This is a genomic window from Vibrio sp. 10N.261.55.C5 (assembly GCF_041470505.1).
Lineage (GTDB): Bacteria > Pseudomonadota > Gammaproteobacteria > Enterobacterales > Vibrionaceae > Vibrio > Vibrio crassostreae_C.
In genome coordinates, this window is record NZ_JBFRMS010000007.1 from 195956 (window position 1) to 213543 (window position 17588).

A 17588-nucleotide genomic window follows, 5' to 3' on the forward strand; every position below is an offset into this window, starting at 1 on the left:
CATCGTGAGTATTACTCATCAGGCTCTACTTAAGCTTGGTTATAGTTACAGACCTATAAACCGTTTAAGAAAAGAATCCTTTTTACAGAAACACTCCATTTTAGGTGGGGTTTATATAAAAAGATACGATACAAAGTATGGTGCGTTTGAAGTTGCAATGATACAAGCGAGTGACCCGCATATTGAGCTTCCAACTGTCTTTGTAATTGAGATGCCGCTAGCTCTCCAAGGGCGGCTAATCCCTCATATATCTCATGAAGGCTACCTGTGTTACGTCGAACAAATGGAAGCTGACTGGAATCCGAATAACTTAGTTGAACTATATAAAACTGTAGATCTTCAGATAAAGACAACACTAGATATTGCAGTAAATGCTATGAACAATGAAGTCAAGGGAGACGAGGAGCTTGATAATGAATTTGTATCTTACTGGTCTTCTACTGCCGAATTATATTCACTCAGCGAACTTCGAAGACACTCCAGCTACACATCCGTGTTAGCAAGAGCGACAGGTAAAGAAAAGCTACGGTCAAGTGAGTATATTACCGTAGAGGTTGATAAAAAAGAGCATGACTTACAGAGCAATCAGTACTTACAAAGCTGGCTAAATCAAAGAGGCTTAGAGTTGGTTCGTCCTGAGAGCCCTTCGATAAAAACTCATTATGTCTGGGTTCGTCCAAGTCGGTTATCCGGTGTAGAGTGGCCGCCTCAAGATCTTAAAGAGGTGCTATCTTGGCTTGAACTAGTTGATTTCAGCGCAAGAGATCATCTTGTTCGATGCCTATCTAACTCAAAAGCAAAAAGAAATATTGTAGTGCTTGATATTGAGAAGCAAGATCCGGTTTCCCTTTATCTAGAGATAGATGTCAATAGTATTGAGTGCCAGTTTAGTTCGCGGAAAACCCGAAGAAAGAGGAAGCAAACGTCTTTCAAAAATCTGATCGGAATTATGTCTAGAAAAGGTTTTTGCTCCAAGCTCGCTCGGTTATCAATTACTAAAGCGGATAAATCCGCCATATTAAGCCGTAATCAACAGAGGGAGTTTGAGTTAAGCTCAAAAAGCATTGCTCTAATTGGGTGCGGTACAATAGGGGGATATTTAGCAGAGTTGCTCGTTCGAAACGGAGCTGGCTTAGATGCGAAATGCTTACATCTCTACGATAGAGATACTCTAAAGCCTCATAACTTTTCTCGGCATACACTTTCTGTATCAGACTTTGGGAGCAATAAAGCCTCAGCTTTGGCTAAAAAGCTTAAGAACTCAACACACTTAGCTAAAAATATTTCTGGATTTGATAATAATTTTCCTATCAATGAAGGAACGCTTAGTAAGTACGATATTGTTATTGATGCAACTGGTCGTCCCCCTATATCAAAGAGGCTAGCATTTGTTGTTCGTCAGATATCAGTCAAACGGCCTACTATCGTTCATGTGTTCAATGATGGTAATGGTAGAGCAGCTAAGGTTTTAGTTGATGACAGTCTGAGTTGCTATGGGTGTATGACGGTTGATAAGAGCATCCATCAAGACCATATCGACATGCGCTTTAAAGACCTAGACCTGTCTAAAGAAAAAAAAGTCAGCTGTGGAAATACTTATACAGTTTATGACGCTGGAGTAAGCCAGATTTCTGCAGCTATGGCGTTGGAGGCCGTACTAAATACTCTTAATGCAAGCACGCCTTGGACTTACAGTGAGTTTATCTTAGACCCTCGCCATCGTACCGGAAAGAGAAAGGTACTGCAGCCTCAAATGCAATGCGTGGTATGCAATGAAGTTTGAGAGAGAGCTTACGTATCAAGATAGCAATGGACACCTCGTCATAATTACTGAACATGTTTTAGCCGTTCTAGAAAAATATAGACAAACTGAAATGCAAGATACTGAAGCAGCAGGTGTGCTACTTGGTGAAGAAAGAGGCCAGCATATAGTTATTACTGATCTGTCTAAGCCCGGATTTGGTGATCTTAGACAGAGAAACCTAGTGGATAGGCGAGGTAAACACCATCAACAGAAAGTAGATAATTGTTTCCAGTTGTCTGGGGGAACGGTTAATTATATCGGAGAGTGGCATACTCACCCCGAGGACTTCCCTCAACCATCGCAACAAGATAAGTCATCATGGTCAGCACACCTCAAAGGCGGAGCAACTAAGATAGTTCTCATTGTCGGGATAAAAGATTTTTGGATCGGAAAGATGAAAGGGACTAGATTATCAAAACTTTCCTCTCGCAGGTAATCGAATTAGTTTTGTTTATAGATCTTAGAAGGTACTGAAACTTGGATTGGGGCATTTTCGAGCTATAAAATGCCACGGGTAAAAATTCAATCTGAGAAGTTTTTGGACAAAAGCGTGCCAGTACCCCATCTAAATTAGCAATACATGAATAACTAAAAGTATGGAAAATAACTTAAGTTTGTATCCATTATTGACTGATACGAATCATTTTCAGACATTCAAGTCGGTTATACAGCAACAGCACAAAAGAACTCAAAACACTTCTATCAAAAAGTCTATAAATCATAGAGGTAGAACTTGAGTTCATAACCATTGCCACTTGGCCATTGTTCCTTAACTAGTTTCCAACGATGTTTACCATTAGCCATAGATAAAGGCAGTTTAGAGTGATCTTTAACTGCTTCTGCAATTTCTGTCGGTAGTTCCAGTCCAGTGCTTTTTAGTGACAGAGTTTTTGCCGAAGAAACTAGTTTATCAAATGACCTTTTAGTGTTGTTAGGAGCATTCATATTCAGCACTAACCAAGCCTGACCTTTCTGGTAATAGTATGCGATGTTGTTAGGCGCTCCAGATGAGCCAACAATATTTGCGTCAATATTTAAATAATCGGAGCTACAAGATTTATACTCTTTGTTCCAAGCCCTTGTGCTTAATTTATCGTCAGACAAAAAGTCACATTCTTCTGGTCGAGAATCTGAGCCAGAGCCAGAAAATATACCGACCAAAAATAACACCCCTAACACCGACCAAACCACATTTTTCTTCGATTTTCTTTTTAACAGAAGTACTGTTGAGATCGGGTTGTTGCCAAGTTTCACGAAACTATCATAGATAGCCAAGTAAGTTTTTTCTTTCATAGTAGCAACGAAAGATTGAGTAGAACCTAACTCAAAAGTTACGTAATACTTCTTTCCTATTACCTCATTCTTTTGAAGCTTAACAACGTCTTGTATAGGTATTTCTTGTACGTTGTAAGTCCCTGTAGTGAGTTTATTATCTTCGAAAGTCCAAAGGCCTAGCTCTATGTCACCCTTTTCAACTGTTATCGTTTTCATTTGCTCGAATAAATCCTTTTTGCCGAGGTGTTGAATTGCCACCAAATCCATAGACACTTTGTGGCATAAGAAAAAATAGGTCAAATAACCTCATATAGAAATGAGAAACGGAACAGATCTAGCTTAGAATAGGGCAATTTTTTGTAAGCCATGAACCCCGCTGAGAAGTCTCTGGACAGAAACAATTTAGGGGTATTGCACAAAACCGTTTCTGTCAGATTAGAAAAAGTATCTTTAAACCTTAAATGCTAGTTAGGCATTTTTTACCCAGTCATGCAGAATTTTAAATGAGTCGTTCTTTGCTGCTAGTTCATTTAAATCTAGCTGTTCGACCTGTTTCGATAAAAATTCTCGCATATTGTCACCACGGCGCACCCTACGTAAGTCCTCACGTTTTACGCCAAGCCAAGATTCAATAGCTGGATCAGGTATTGCGTACTCCCAATTTGATAACTCGACACCACGTTTTAGCATATCTCTTGTACCAGAAAAGTCGTCATCTGAATCTGTGACAATAAGCACAGGTGAGCTTGTGCCAATATTTACTGTCGCATTTGCAACTCTAGGAATTGTCATTTTACCCATAGCTACAACTATATTGACCTTTTTAGCTAATCCATTTTCTCGCAAGATTCTGGTAGCTAATAGCGAAATAATTTCACGGTCGGTGGAACCTTCACAGATAACAACCAAATCTGATTGACCTTCAAAGTTTGCATCTTGTCTAACTAAACTCGATGACATATTGTCATAAGTAAATGCCTCAATGATTATTTGTCCATCTTTGGTAGCTTGCTCGTAGTTGGTCGAGTGGTACACCACCCCCTGTTCCGCTGCAATTCGTAACTTAGACTTAAGAACATTTTTGAATGTGCTGTTGCCAATCAACGCAGCATCAATATCCTCTTTACCAAACAATATAACATTGAGAGATTTACCTAAAGTGAGAGCATCAACGGCGTCTTTCGAGTAGCCAGACATTGAAATGAAGACTCCAATTGTCCCCAGCAGCTTACCATCGACTTTACCTTTGAACTGATAGATCGATGAGGCAGGAAGCTCATTTGAATGCCACTTTGCTTCAAGCAAGAAGACGCTACCATCAAGGAAAAATGATCCGTCAATCTGTTCCCCATCGGCTTTATAACTAGAACGTGGGTCCATTCCCTCACTATTTAAGCAATTTTTGAGAATTTCTTCAAAAGCATACCCTCGTTGTCTAAACCAAGTTGAAGATGCTCCCTCTGGTGGTTCAAGCCACTTTTTGTATTCTTCTTTATAATTCATTTCACCAAGTCTTATTTATTTCATCTTAATGCCTAATGCTACTCAGACGTATAAAAGTATCTCTTTATTCAGTGTGAGCAAAACCAAGTCAGTCATGATAGACGAAACCGAGTGCTCCAATGGAATCTCTCACCACACCCATGTCAGAATCAGAGAGTAGGTCATGATCCAAGGCCAGTATCAATCTCTTCTTTGCCCGCGTAAGAGCTACATAAACCTTCTTCCACTCTTTGTTAAAATAATTAGCTCTACTGAGGTTATTTTTAGTTAGATATTTCAGTAGGTTAGGACTAATAATAACAACACAAGTATCGGCATCCAGCCCTTTAACCGAGTCAATGCTTTGTACTCTAAACTGAACGTTGTCTTCTGTACATTTAGCGCATAGTTCATATAGCTGAGCAAAGTGATAATTCTCTAGTGTCAACGAATGTCTAGCTTTTAGCTTGTTTACTGCTCTTTTAGCATTATCTTTAGCTACATCATCCATAAAGTCAGCAAAAGCTGCTTTCACAAACAATGTCTTGTCTTTCTTGTGGTTAGACTCACGAATCATCTCCTCGATCTCTCGGGGGAAAGAATATCGATGCTTAGATGATGTTGAATACCGACCAGTTTTTTTGTCGATACAAACTATTTGTTTAGTGTCTATGTAGCTATTGAGTAGATCGTCGTACTTAGCGTCGGTTGACTCTATATACATTAACTCACCGACAACCTCCGATAGCGACTCTTGTTGCTGATCTTCATAGCAAAAACCGTTAGAGATGGCTAGTATCTCGGTAGGTACACGTCTAGTATGGTTGTTGATCTCAAGTATGGTTGCATATTCTTGTGCTGTTACTTTCTCAATAAAACTATCGAGTGCTTTGGGGTACTTGATTGCTTGTTTCGGGTCTCCGATCATGTATACGTCAATACCGTTACTGCCGAGTACCTCGAATATTCGCAGTGCGTCACCATCTAGGTCTTGAACTTCATCAATGAATATTTTATCAAAACAGTTTTCAAGAATAGCCAAGAGTCGTTGAACCTTGGCTTTCTTAGATCTGTTGCTGTGTTTGCTTACGGTCTCATCAACAATTTGTTTAGCGATGTTATAGACGTTCTCTGCGTGAATGACATTTCGCTCTCTTAAGTGTTTGAATAAACGAGCTTTATATTTAGGATTCCCAACAGACATAATTGATGCATCGTTATATACATCACCGAGTGTAAATGATGAAAACGGATAGATAATTTCATTCAGCAAGAAGCTATGTACTGTTTGTATACAGAGATTTGGCGGGATAAAGCCATGCTGTTTGATAACCTCTTGCTCGATCTTTGCTGTTGCTGTGTTTGTGTACGTTAGTGCAAACGTCTTCTTGTGACTGGTACAGGCTTTGATGTGCTTTATCAAAGCTTCTGCTAAGCCATAAGTTTTTCCAGCTCCAGCCCCAGCAATTTGCACTTCAATCATGATACTGCCTCAATGACTTGTGCAATATGAGGTGGTAGCTCAATATCAATTGGGTCTTCTTCACGGACCATTGCATCACACACATCTAGCATTCTAGCTGCTTTACCCTTGATCATGTGATCTGATACTTCTTTAATATCTTCCGTCATACCGAACAAACCATTTAGTAAAGACAAGTTGTCGTCTGTTTCTACTAAATCAATTTCTAGAGTGTAGTTGGTGGTTGTTCTTACAGTGATGTTGGTATGAGCTGCGTCATAAGCATCATGTTTTGCTTTCGTTGCATCTGAATTGTCATAGTCACGGATAACACCGATTTTCTTATTAAGATTATCTTTGTTTAATGCTAGCCAAATATTTAAGAAGTTGGTGTAACCGCGTTGCCCAATAGCTATGAGTTCTAGGTCTTGTAGACCAGCTTTTTTAGACAGATATGTACTAATTAGCATTTCTTCGGTCGTACCTTCGACCAGAATCACTTTGTTTGCGAACAACAGCTTCAGTATGTCGAAGTTAGGTCGTTTTCTTAGATAATCAACTAATTTAGGTGAAGCGTCTGATAGGCTAATAGCTTTATCTCCAGTAAATGCTAATACATTAGAGATTTGTAGCTTGTTGATGATCGTAGGGTTATGAGTCGAGATTATGGTTTGTACCAGCGAGCCGCTGTTATTTGAACTTTTCTCGACGAAGTCTCTTACTAAACGCAGATTGTTAACGCTTAAGTGCGCTTCAGGCTCTTCAATACAACATAGGTTGAATGTATCGCCGCACGACTTGTAGTAAGCAAACAGAATGAATATGTAAATAAGGTTTCTTTGTCCCAAGCCTTTTTGGTACAGAAACTCGTCGCCATATTTGAGCGTGATGTTCGATAAAATATTCTTCAAGTTAGGCAGATTAGGAGTGCATTCTAGTTTTTTGATAATGTCATCGTAGTTATCAAAGTCTGGGTTAGTACTAATGACTTTGTCGAATGTCTCTGTGTCTTCGATTGCGGTAAAGAACTCAGAGTAAGCAGTATTGATCTGACTTTTGCCATCATCATCGAGTGTGTTCATAAGCAGCTTTGTGAAGATGCTGTTAGATTTCATTGAACTGCTTTCTGAGAAATCATCTCGCTCAGCGTTGATACTATGAATGCTTACGTGTTTGAGGTCGCTAAAGGCGATAGTTTTTTCGTTGTTTACCGATACGATTTGATAATCATATAGCTCGACGGGTAAGGTAAACCAGTTCACATCGTCGATAGTCTTACCTTCAAGCGACTTTTTTACTACTTCAAGTAAGTCCGCGTCGTCTTTAGGCTTAAAGTCATATCTAATTTTATAAGTTTCGCCATCACCATCAGATACTACCCATTTAGATAACAATGCAGTCTCATAGCTATCTTTGGGATCAGCGAACTCTACAGTCACTGATACTTTTGGAATTTTCAGGAGCTGGTTTGGTGTAGGTTCTTCGCTGATTACTGAAGCAAAGAACTCTATAACTGAGTCCTTGTTGATATCAGAAATGCTTAAACGCTTTTGATTGAAATCTATCTGATTGCCACTTAGGGGTAACGAAAGTGCGGTGAAGAAGTTTGTCTTGCCCGTGTCGTTTTCTCCGATAACAACAGTTAGCTTTTGTAACTGAGCCTCAAAAGATCGAAAGCTGCGGTAGTTATTAATCGTTACCTTTTTGATGTACATAAGAATTATCCTATAAAGCATACAAGCGCATATGCCACTAATGTACTACAAAAGATCGAATTCAAATAAGTGTTTTACCGTCATAATTACAGCATCTATGATTAGCCTCACATGCCCTCGAACATTAGAAAAACATATCGAAAGACTATAGGTGTGATTTAAGTATTCAACTCACAATGGGGCAAAAGTGTGTTGCCGTGCTCGGCTCTAGCATTGTGATCACCAAGCGATTCTGTCGAACCTTAACCTTGGCACTCGTAATACACCTCCTTTGCAGCCTGTCACCTTATTTCTGATTTCATTCTACCGACCAAAAGCGCCGCACTCAGTGTGGGCGCTTTTTTTTTGTTTTCCTTCACAAGGAGTTTTTCTATGTCTACAACTCGTGGTGGTCAAATCACTTTTCACAACATCCGTATGTGGTGGCAAGTGAACGTGACCACAATCAAGTACCTCAATATCTTCGCGGCCTTGCTAGGGCTCCTCACCACCTACTTCATCACCTCGACTAACACATTCACGGGTGCCTACTACTACAGTCTATTTCAGCTTTTCAACAAGTTAGGTTTTAGCTTAGAGCGCAACGTGGTGGTCGAATGGGAAGAGCAACGCTACAGCAGCACCCTTGGCCAACAACTGCAAAACCCCATCTTGTCACAGTGCTACCAAGAATTGCTGCAAGCCCTGTTTGTTGGCCTACTGGTCTATGTGGCCGCTTCCACCGTGCTGTTTGTGATGATTAACCACTGGTTTAAGAGAAAAGGGCAGAAGCAGAGCGAAGATAATCACATTCGAGGCTTTCAATTGGCTGAGCCTAAAGCCGTCACCGCAGAGCTAAAAAAGAAGAAAAAACTCTCCCCTTTTGCGCTCGATGGTCACAAGCTTTTTGTTGATGGATTTGAAGTCAAACACCTGATGATTGACGGCACTACGGGGGCAGGTAAATCCGTTGCAATTCGCAAGCTCTTACGTTGGATACGGGCGCGAGGCGATAAAGCCATCATCTACGACAAAGGCTGCGATTTTGTCAGTAAGTTCTATGACCCGCATAAAGACGTGATTTTGAATCCCTTCGATGAGCGTTGCGCTGCATGGGATATTTGGAGTGATGCCAAAGAAGCCCCGGACTTTGAATCGCTCGCGGCCGCGCTTATTCCGCAACACGGCGAAGGCGACCCGTTTTGGGTGGATTCCGCACGAACCATTTTCGCAGCAACCACCTATCAAATGATGATCGATGACAAACACAAATGTACCATTGAAAATTTGCTGCACATTATCTTAACATCTGAGCTTTCAACGTTAGGTGAACACTTAAAAGACACCGAAGCCAGCTCCCTAGTCTCGAAAAGTATTGAGAAGACGGCTATCTCCATCAAATCGGTTCTGGCGACTTACATTAAATCCTTACGTTACTTACATGGTTTGGATGAAAAAGACGCCCAAGGCCACCGTAAACGGGCGCCATTTTCGATCACTGATTGGGTACAAGACGAATCACAACAAGGGTTTCTGTTCCTATCCAGTAATGCAAGACAACACACCGCCCTCAGACCACTGATCTCGATGTGGCTTGCGATTGCCTCCAACGCCATTCTAGGAATGGAGCCCGATGACGACCGCCGAATTTGGGTGATCATCGATGAAATGCCTACGTTACATAAACTGCCTGAGCTCACGCACATTATTTCTGAAGTGCGTAAATTTGGGGGGTGTTATTTACTGGGGTTGCAATCTTACGCTCAATTAGAAACCACTTATGGGCGTAACGCGGCCAGAGTCATTTTTGATTTGCTCAACACGCGCTTTTTCTTCCGTGCCCCTTCAAAAGCGATGGCCGCCATTTCCTCGGAGGACCTTGGTGATCAAGAAATCGATATCTCACGAGAAAATATCTCTTACGGTGCGAACGCACTGCGTGACGGTGTCTCACTCGGCCATCAAAACAAAACGCGCCCGGTGGTTTCTCCAGCGGAAATCCAAGGTTTGGATGATTTAGAGTGTTACTTGCGAACGCCTAACTCCATGCTCATCACGAAACTGCAACTGAAATACGATCGCATGAGCAATCTCCAACCCTCCTTCATCAAACGCAGCATACTCGGAGGGAAAGCAATGGAGAGTATCGATCAAGCCTTAATTTTTCATGAATTAATTGCTTTGCATGAACTCGATGAAACCCAAAGAAACCGATTACTTGCCATCCAGCAAAGTACCTATGAAAACGAAGAAGAGCAGCAGCAAACCAGAGCCCGTCAAAAACAAACTCTTGCCAAAGCCTCGAAAAAGAAAAACCCGACCAATAACGCAACCCAAAACCAACAGCTCGCAGAAGACACACAAAATGCACTTCAGCGAGAAACCGAAGAGGCATCCATAACACAAATAGAACAGGGCGAGATGTACGATTAACCACACGAAATACAACATCAATGCTCACTGAGAGCAAAAACAATTTAGCCCTCCCCTGTAACAAGCCCGGCCCCCTCCATTCGCATCAACACCGTCGCTAACCCATTCGCACGGAATCCAAATCACCGGCATTTCGCTGACGTGGCAGCTTTGCTGCGCCCCAACAAAAGGAGAACACCTTATGATGTCTATTAGCCCTCTTAAATCCGCCTCTGGCGCCGCCAAGTATTACTTGAACGAAGAAAACACACCAAATACCTTTGATACGTCACTCGAGAAAGACAGTAACGACAACTACTACCTCAAAGAAAGCAGTACCAATGAAAACACTTTTTGGCACGGTCAGTTAGCCAAAGAAGCAGGTCTAATCGGTAAACCGGTTAACCAAAAAACGTTAGAGTCCGTTTTATCTGGACACCTAGGCAATGAAACCATCAAAGGTAAACGGGGCGACCATAAATGTGGTTTTGACCTGACTTTTTCAGCACCAAAAAGATTAAGCACGCTCGCACTCGTTGGCGGGGATACTCGCCTTATTGATGCACATAATGACGCGGTCAAATTTGCTCTATCTCAATTAGAGACAGACGCAGCACAAGCCGTCTCGATTAACAAAGAAGGGGAGCGTGAGTTTAACAATACCGAAAACATGGCCTTTGCGGTCGTCCGCCACAAAACCAGTCGTGAAAACGATCCACAACTCCATTCCCATGCCTTGACGGCAAACATGACCCGCGACAAAGAAGGGCAACTGCGTACACTCGCCTCTTCTCTCAAACAAAAAGGCGGCGTCATCAATGGGACAGGCGAGCGCATTTACAACTTCCAAAAATACTACGGTATTTTGTACCAGAGCCAATTGGCTAAAGAAGTTATAGAGTTAGGCTATACAACGCGAGCCCTCGGCAATGGTCAATTTGATGTTGAAGGCGTTCCTCAAGTATTAATCGACACCTTCTCCACTCGCTCACAACAAATAGAACAACAAACCTTAGACTTAGGCTTTGAATCCCGCGCGGCAAAAGACGTAGCCAACCTTGATACGCGCAAGTCCAAAACCTACGAAAGTGAGGCAACGCTCAATGCTCATTGGCAACAAACGGTGCGCAACGCAGGCCATAAGCCCGAAGAACTGGTTAAAAACGCCCTGGGGATCACTCCACAAGAACAGAACCCTGAAGAAATCGCTAAAGACGCGTTTGGTCGCGCCGTTGAACACTTAGGGCAATACAACACAGCATTAAAACTGGAAAAGATTATAGAATTAGCCGCGGCCGAGTTTACCAAAGGCGGCGTACAAGCCAATGCGATTGACCTTAAAATGGTCGCTGACCAATGGGTGAAAAACGGTGCTCTCATCCCTCTTTCAGAAAAAGGTCAATACACCACTCAAGCCATGCTGAAAACCGAACAAGCGTTAATGGCGGCCAGCAAAGGGCGTACGCGCCATATGCGCACGCCAGTCAATGACGCTACGTTAGATAAATTAAACCTCACTCAAGGCAACCGCCAAAAGGTGGCGGACATTTACCAGTCCACCAAGCAGTTTCATGTGGTTAATGTGTTTGGCAACAGTGAGCAAATCGCGCAAAACCTCTTGAACGTCGGCAACCATGTCGGTAAACGTGTCCACTTAGTGTCACAAAACGCCAAAGACAAACACCGTCATAGCCAAACCATCCAACGTGAAAGTCATACGGTCGCCACCTGGATAAAACACCGATTTCAAGAAGAGCAGCGCCACTCTGTCCATAGTTTGTTGCACTCAGACGTCCCTATGACCAACAAAGACATCCTTCTTGTCGACAGCGCCCACAAAATGAGCGCCAATGAGTTGATGGCTTTAAACGCAAAAGCTAAGGGATCGGGTAGCAAAGTCATCTTGCTGAACAACACGTCCAGTCGCCAAGGTTTTAAATCTTATAACGCGATCGAGCTTTATCGCAGAGGCAACGTCGTCTCGCACTCTTGGGTAGACAGCAAACAGAAAGACAGTAAGGTTACCTTGCACAACAGCGATACACGCACCCTCGCTAGAGCGTATACCCACTTACCAAACAAAGAAGACACACAAGTGCTGGCGACTTCTCACCTTGAACAACGACGATTGACGGACGCGATCCGGTCCTCTCTGCAGAACGAGGGTCAACTTGCCCGCAGCGGTATCACCTTGTTCACTCAGCAGCCTCATTATTTGTCTAAGCCCCAACAGGAGTTAGCGCAACATTACAAGCCAGGTATGACCCTTCGCCATTGGGAAGACGGACAACCTCAAGAGTTAGTGGTTTCAACCTCGGATAAGGCAAACAATCGACTCCATGTCCTGAGCAAAACCGATGGACAAGAATACACCCTCGATCCCGCTTCCGCCGGATTCAAAGCCCTCAACATGCAGATCTTTAAACCTGACTCGCTGCAAGTTAACCAAGGTGAACGCCTCATGACCACAGGTAAGCACTTTCCATCTGAGTTGAACGCCAATGAGCGTTACGTAGTCACGGATATTTCTAAAGAAACCCTAACGTTAACGGACACACAGGGCGAATCGAACACCATCCCCGTTGAAGCCCTGAAAGACGCACCACTACAATACGACTATGTCCATACCGCCAGTCATATCGAACCAAGGGCGCACACCCTCCTTTCAGGCAAAGCCTTTACGCTCTCGAAAGCGCTCTTTCACGAGCTGACCGAGAAAAGCGCGCGCATCGATGTGTTTACCGACAACCCCGATAAAGCCCAGGCCGCGCTTGAGAAAAGCGAAGTGAAGCTTTCTGCCATCGAGCGAGTCATGCAGACTCAAAACGTCAACGACCGCTACCTCTCTGAAACCACCGCCGCCACAGTCAAAAGCGACATCCAGCAAGCCCTCACTCTCTTAAACAAAGAGCACAATTCACCACTGCAAGAGAAAGCGTTGAACTTTGCCCTGGGTCATCTTTCTGAAAAAGAAGCGGCGTTTACACAAAAAGAGTTAGTCGTCGAAGCGATCCGTTACGCTTTTGAAGAGGCCAATCAACCGATAATCAAAGAGCAAATTGAAACAGAGCTCGCCAAACGCAGTGACGTCCTCTCTGCCGAATACAGCGATGGTACACGCTGGACCACCCAAGCGGCACTCGATACCGAAAAACACATTTTACGAAACATTGAGCAAGGGAAAAATCAACACAAGCCGTTTGCCACCCACCAACAAGTCAGAAATTATCTCGATGCACAGCCTCTCCTTACCCAAGGACAAAAGGACGGCATCACCCTTATCTCAACGACCAAAGACAGTTTTGTGGCCGTGCAAGGTTTGGCGGGCACCGGTAAATCCACCCTGCTCGAATCCAACCTTGAATTGATTCAACACGCCACCCAAGCCTGTAACCAGGCACCTTCGCAAGTGATCGGCCTAGCGCCCACTCACGCCGCCGTCAGCGAACTGGAAAGCAAAGGGATACAAGCGCAAACGCTGGAAAGCTTACTGACCGACCTAAGACGTGGCATCACCTTACCAGAGGAGCACAAAAACACGCTGTTCTTCCTCGATGAAAGCTCCATGGTCAGCAACCAACAAGCCAAAGAGCTCACCGACCTTGTATTGAAAAGCGGCTCCAAAGCCACCTTGCTTGGGGATAAAGAGCAGCTGCTTTCTCTTAATGCTGGTAAACCGTTTGAATTGAGCATAAGTCAGGGCCGTATCGATACGGCTTACATGACCGACATCGTTCGTCAGAAGAATGAAATACTGCTTGGCGCCGTACACAACATTGTAGATAAGCAGCCAGACAGCGCCCTCGATAAACTCTCTCAGCAAGGCCCTGATACACTCGGTAGCACGCAACATATCGTCTCAACCCTCGATGAGAATGCGAAAGACCAAAGCAAAGCGCAACTCATCGCCACCGAAAAGCTGCCTTACGCGGTGGCGCAGGACTACCTTGCCCGCACGCCCGAGACACGAGAAAACACGCTGATCATCGCTTACACAAATAATGAGCGTGACCACATCACTGAGCACATTCGTGCCGGACTGATGAAAACACAGGAGATAGGCCAAGAAAACATCATCACCACCCGATTACGCTCTACAGGTGATAGCAAAGAAGAGCTGACCACCATGATGCCTTATCAGAAAGGGCTCATTTTAAGCACCAAGCCAGGAGAGTACGACATCATTACCCACGTTGATTCGGAGCACGGTTTGGTGACTCTTCAAGACGTAAATACAGGTAAGACAAAGCCATTTTTACCACGCAACAAAGACCACAAATACACGTCACTCTTCGTTCAATCAGAAAAGCCACTTTCAACCGGGGATAAAATCATGACCCGATTTACCGACAAAGCGCGAGGCATTAAAGCCAATGTGGAATACACCATCAGTCATGCCACCAAAGAAGAAATCACCGCGCTGTCGAAAGAGGGGCAAGCGTTAAGCCTTAATCCAAACCAACTGAAAGACGGCCATTGGGATTACGCTTACACCAGAACCGCAGATATGGCGCAAGGCGCGACGTATCAGAACGTCATTACCACCCTAAAGGGTAAAGGCGCACTGACGAACTTAAGACGCGCTTACATCGATTTAAGCCGGGCGAGTAGTCATGTGAAACTCTTTACTGACAGCCCAAAACAGATGATGAAGAGCTGGTTATCGAAAGAGGTCAATAAACACAGTGCCATTGAAACCATCGAGAACATAGCACCACACAGTACGCCTTACTTTAATGACAAAGCCCTATCTCATGAAGACGTGCGTTATCACAATAGAAACGGAGATTTTGACTACAACCAATTTAAAGAACACATCAGCCAAACGTTACCGAAATACACCGAAAGCTTAGCCATCAACCTCTTGGGGCAACCGAACCCATCTAAATCAGACCGTGATTATCTCACCTTTGGTATTGGAAAATCGGCAATAAAGGTATCGTTAACGGGGGAATATCGAGGGTATTTTAAAGACTATACCACCGGTAAAAAAGGCTCATTAATCAATTTAATGATGATTCATAAGGAAATATATTATAAGGAGGCAATGCAAGAAGCCCACAACATTCTTAATGATCCTGATAAATACCAACTCACCGCCAACCCCAAACATGACCAATTACTGAATACGACGCCAAAACACATGGCACAATTTGAAGAGAGAGCGAAAGAATATATACAAACCAGCCTGCCACTCACAGGCACATTAGCCGAAACTTACCTCAATAAATTGGGGATTGAACACCCTAAGAATGACCATGTTCATTTTCATCAAGCAGTATATTCCTCAGAGGACAAAACATTTCACCCGGCGATGATAACTAACATTCACGATAAAAAAGGAGAAACAAAAGCGATTGAAGTGACTTATTTAGACGGGCAAGGAAATAAAGATCCGGCACTCGACATCAATCCACGGATATTAGGCACGAAATCCAAACAAATAACGCAATTCCATCAAGGCCGTGATTTGCACACCACCATCATCAGTACCTCAATCGAGAATGCTTTTATTATTAATCAAGCGCATCAAGGCCAATACGACATTATCAATGTCAATCATAAGAATGACATTCAGAATATCTCTACCGATGAACTCAGACAGAACATTGTGATTGTACTGAGTCAAGGCAATACTGATTTAAATCCCAACAACATTGAAAAAATCATGGCTAACTTTTCAGGGAGAAATATTCAGTTTGTTTCGCCTGACAATATGCTTGAGGAAATCAAACAGGGTATTGAACAATACCATCAACAAACGCATCAACAAAAAGAGGAATTCGACACACCCACTCAAGACCATGATTCATTAACCAACAAGCAGGACACTGATATTAATCAACACACAAAAGAAATCAAAGATAAAGAGCTTGAACACTTCGACAGCAAAGAACCCTCCCCTCAAAAAACGTTTGATTTTAATCAGGAGCGTGACAACAACAATGACCAATATAATAAACTAGATAGAGAGTTAGAGCGGTAGAAAAAGGGGTGTCCAATGGACTACCCTTTTTTTTTGCCTGCCAGAAACTCATCGACTTTATTATCGATATCAGATTTCACCTGTTGCCTAAAGGGTTTGGATTCTTTTTGTTCTCGGAATAATTTTTCACCATCAAAGGTTTGTCCATGAACCACATCAGTGATCGCAGATGAACCACGAACGACACGATAAATCTCTTCCATCAACGCACGATTCGATGGACTATCATCCTCACTATCATTGAGTTTAATGCGCAGTGCCAACATCAAAAGTTGCCGCGTGGCCTCGGCATCACTTAACGCTTCCTTATCCCTAAACGTCTTAAAATCTTGCGCTAACTTTCCACGTAATGAGCTTTGTAATGGATAAGAACGTGTCATATTGCCCTCCTCAATCCCAATTAAAAGCATTGTTATTCCAATGAAATTTCAATCAATTAATTTTATAAAACACCCATTGAGCCTTGTCAATAAAGGGCTCAATCAACATTTAATGATTTCCAATTAAAATAACATTGAAAACGCTCTCATCGCTTTACATATAAGGGATCAATCAATATTCATTGAAAATATATATTTATCCATTGAAATTTAAGCGGCTAATTAGTGTAATTTTTGAAAATTTTTCCACGTTACTTTAAACGACTATTATATCTTTAAATTCTTGTTTTTATTGTCTTTATGTTTTTAACAGACAACCATTTGCATTGATTTCAATGCGCCGTGGTGTGTGGATGATTCCCAAGTGGTAACAATGACCTCCAATGAGTCTGCATCTAGTTTGTTTTCTTGGGGTGTGTTTTAGGGACGTCGAGCTCAAAAGCCGAACCGTTGGCGATTGAATCTAGGGTGATTGAGACCATTAGGGAAGGAATGTAAAACGGAAAAAGAAGATCGTGACACAACTAGCGCCGCACCGTTATGGTGCAAGAAAGGTTATTTTAATGGCAACTGATAATAGACTTTTTGAACTTTTTTGATGTATATTCTTCTGGCGTTTTCGGTACGTTTAAGAAATCCTGCATTATAAGCACCTACGCTATTCCAGTTATAACCATGGCTGGCAAAGTTAGAGCTTAATACCCACGCACCTAATGAAACATTAAAACATGGTTCGTAGACATTGGTTTCATTGACATTAAATTCAGTCAGTCGAGGAAACCAACTAGAGTTAATTTGCATGAGTCCAAAGTCACGACTGGTTACTTGACCTTTTTTATTTTTGTTTTCGTTATAAGCATTAGGATCAAGACTGCTTTCAACTTGTGCTATCGATCGCAGCAAATCTGGATCAACATTATAATGTTGTCCTGCTTCATCAAAACAAAACGAATACCCGACACTTGGAAATACCGACAATAATAACATTAGTTTTTTCATAAGCTAAAAAATGGAGCCCAAAGGAACTCCATTATATCGTGTGAATTGACGTCATCAATATTCATTAGGGAGTAAAATCGTAGTGCAACTACGA

General features: G+C 42.6%; 10 protein-coding genes. 4 read left to right on the forward strand and 6 right to left on the reverse strand.

Translation table 11 applies throughout. The features are described 5' to 3' along the window. Nucleotides 1-4: 4 nt before the first annotated feature. Nucleotides 5-1783, forward strand: coding sequence for a ThiF family adenylyltransferase (locus AB4263_RS02035; RefSeq protein WP_102333057.1), 1779 nt, complete (start codon nucleotides 5-7; stop codon nucleotides 1781-1783). Further along, nucleotides 1773-2240 carry a Mov34/MPN/PAD-1 family protein gene (locus AB4263_RS02040; protein ID WP_102333056.1) on the forward strand — a complete coding sequence of 156 codons (468 nt, stop codon included), beginning with the start codon at nucleotides 1773-1775 and terminating at the stop codon, nucleotides 2238-2240. The genes AB4263_RS02035 and AB4263_RS02040 overlap by 11 nt, the downstream gene beginning before the upstream one ends. Before the next feature lie 275 nt (nucleotides 2241-2515). Here AB4263_RS02040 and AB4263_RS02045 read toward each other — a convergent pair whose 3' ends face one another. The 4 genes from AB4263_RS02045 to AB4263_RS02060 form a co-directional block, all read right to left on the reverse strand. Further along, nucleotides 2516-3346, reverse strand: coding sequence for a hypothetical protein (locus AB4263_RS02045; RefSeq protein ID WP_102333055.1), 831 nt, complete (start codon nucleotides 3344-3346; stop codon nucleotides 2516-2518). Between the two features lie 201 nt (nucleotides 3347-3547). Next, nucleotides 3548-4582 (reverse strand): restriction endonuclease, encoded by a 1035-nt coding sequence (locus AB4263_RS02050; protein WP_102333054.1) that lies wholly within the window; start codon nucleotides 4580-4582, stop codon nucleotides 3548-3550. A gap of 88 nt (nucleotides 4583-4670) precedes the next feature. Then, nucleotides 4671-6044, reverse strand: a complete 1374-nt coding sequence (locus tag AB4263_RS02055) for a UvrD-helicase domain-containing protein (RefSeq protein ID WP_102333053.1) — start codon at nucleotides 6042-6044, stop codon at nucleotides 4671-4673. After that, nucleotides 6041-7738 (reverse strand): ATP-dependent endonuclease, encoded by a 1698-nt coding sequence (locus AB4263_RS02060; RefSeq protein WP_102333052.1) that lies wholly within the window; start codon nucleotides 7736-7738, stop codon nucleotides 6041-6043. Before AB4263_RS02060 ends, AB4263_RS02055 begins: the two co-directional genes overlap by 4 nt. A gap of 372 nt (nucleotides 7739-8110) precedes the next feature. On the opposite strand from AB4263_RS02060, the gene traD reads away from it, so the two are divergent. After that, nucleotides 8111-10150, forward strand: a complete 2040-nt coding sequence (traD, locus tag AB4263_RS02065; RefSeq protein WP_102333051.1) for a type IV conjugative transfer system coupling protein TraD — start codon at nucleotides 8111-8113, stop codon at nucleotides 10148-10150. A 181-nt stretch (nucleotides 10151-10331) separates the two neighbouring features. Further along, nucleotides 10332-16115, forward strand: coding sequence for a conjugative transfer relaxase/helicase TraI (gene traI / locus AB4263_RS02070; RefSeq protein ID WP_102333050.1), 5784 nt, complete (start codon nucleotides 10332-10334; stop codon nucleotides 16113-16115). Nucleotides 16116-16135: 20 nt separating this feature from the next. Here traI and AB4263_RS02075 read toward each other — a convergent pair whose 3' ends face one another. Together AB4263_RS02075 and AB4263_RS02080 are read right to left on the reverse strand one after the other, a co-directional pair. Continuing rightward, the gene (locus AB4263_RS02075) at nucleotides 16136-16495 is read right to left on the reverse strand and encodes a hypothetical protein (protein WP_029224421.1); all 360 of its coding nucleotides are present in this window, start codon (nucleotides 16493-16495) and stop codon (nucleotides 16136-16138) included. A gap of 555 nt (nucleotides 16496-17050) precedes the next feature. Beyond that, complete coding sequence (locus AB4263_RS02080) at nucleotides 17051-17494, reverse strand: lytic transglycosylase domain-containing protein (protein WP_102333049.1); 444 nt, start codon at nucleotides 17492-17494, stop codon at nucleotides 17051-17053. Between the last annotated feature and the right edge of the window lie 94 nt (nucleotides 17495-17588).

Bases quoted from the DNA above. Each gene is read 5' to 3' on its own strand.
- AB4263_RS02050 (WP_102333054.1), bottom strand. From the start codon at position 4,582: ATGAATTATAAAGAAGAATACAAAAAGTGGCTTGAACCACCAGAGGGA.
- AB4263_RS02045 (WP_102333055.1), bottom strand. From the start codon at position 3,346: ATGGATTTGGTGGCAATTCAACACCTCGGCAAAAAGGATTTATTCGAG.
- AB4263_RS02055 (WP_102333053.1), bottom strand. From the start codon at position 6,044: ATGATTGAAGTGCAAATTGCTGGGGCTGGAGCTGGAAAAACTTATGGC.
- AB4263_RS02075 (WP_029224421.1), bottom strand. From the start codon at position 16,495: ATGACACGTTCTTATCCATTACAAAGCTCATTACGTGGAAAGTTAGCG.
- AB4263_RS02080 (WP_102333049.1), bottom strand. From the start codon at position 17,494: ATGAAAAAACTAATGTTATTATTGTCGGTATTTCCAAGTGTCGGGTAT.
- traI (WP_102333050.1), top strand. From the start codon at position 10,332: ATGATGTCTATTAGCCCTCTTAAATCCGCCTCTGGCGCCGCCAAGTAT.
- AB4263_RS02060 (WP_102333052.1), bottom strand. From the start codon at position 7,738: ATGTACATCAAAAAGGTAACGATTAATAACTACCGCAGCTTTCGATCT.
- AB4263_RS02040 (WP_102333056.1), top strand. From the start codon at position 1,773: ATGAAGTTTGAGAGAGAGCTTACGTATCAAGATAGCAATGGACACCTC.
- traD (WP_102333051.1), top strand. From the start codon at position 8,111: ATGTCTACAACTCGTGGTGGTCAAATCACTTTTCACAACATCCGTATG.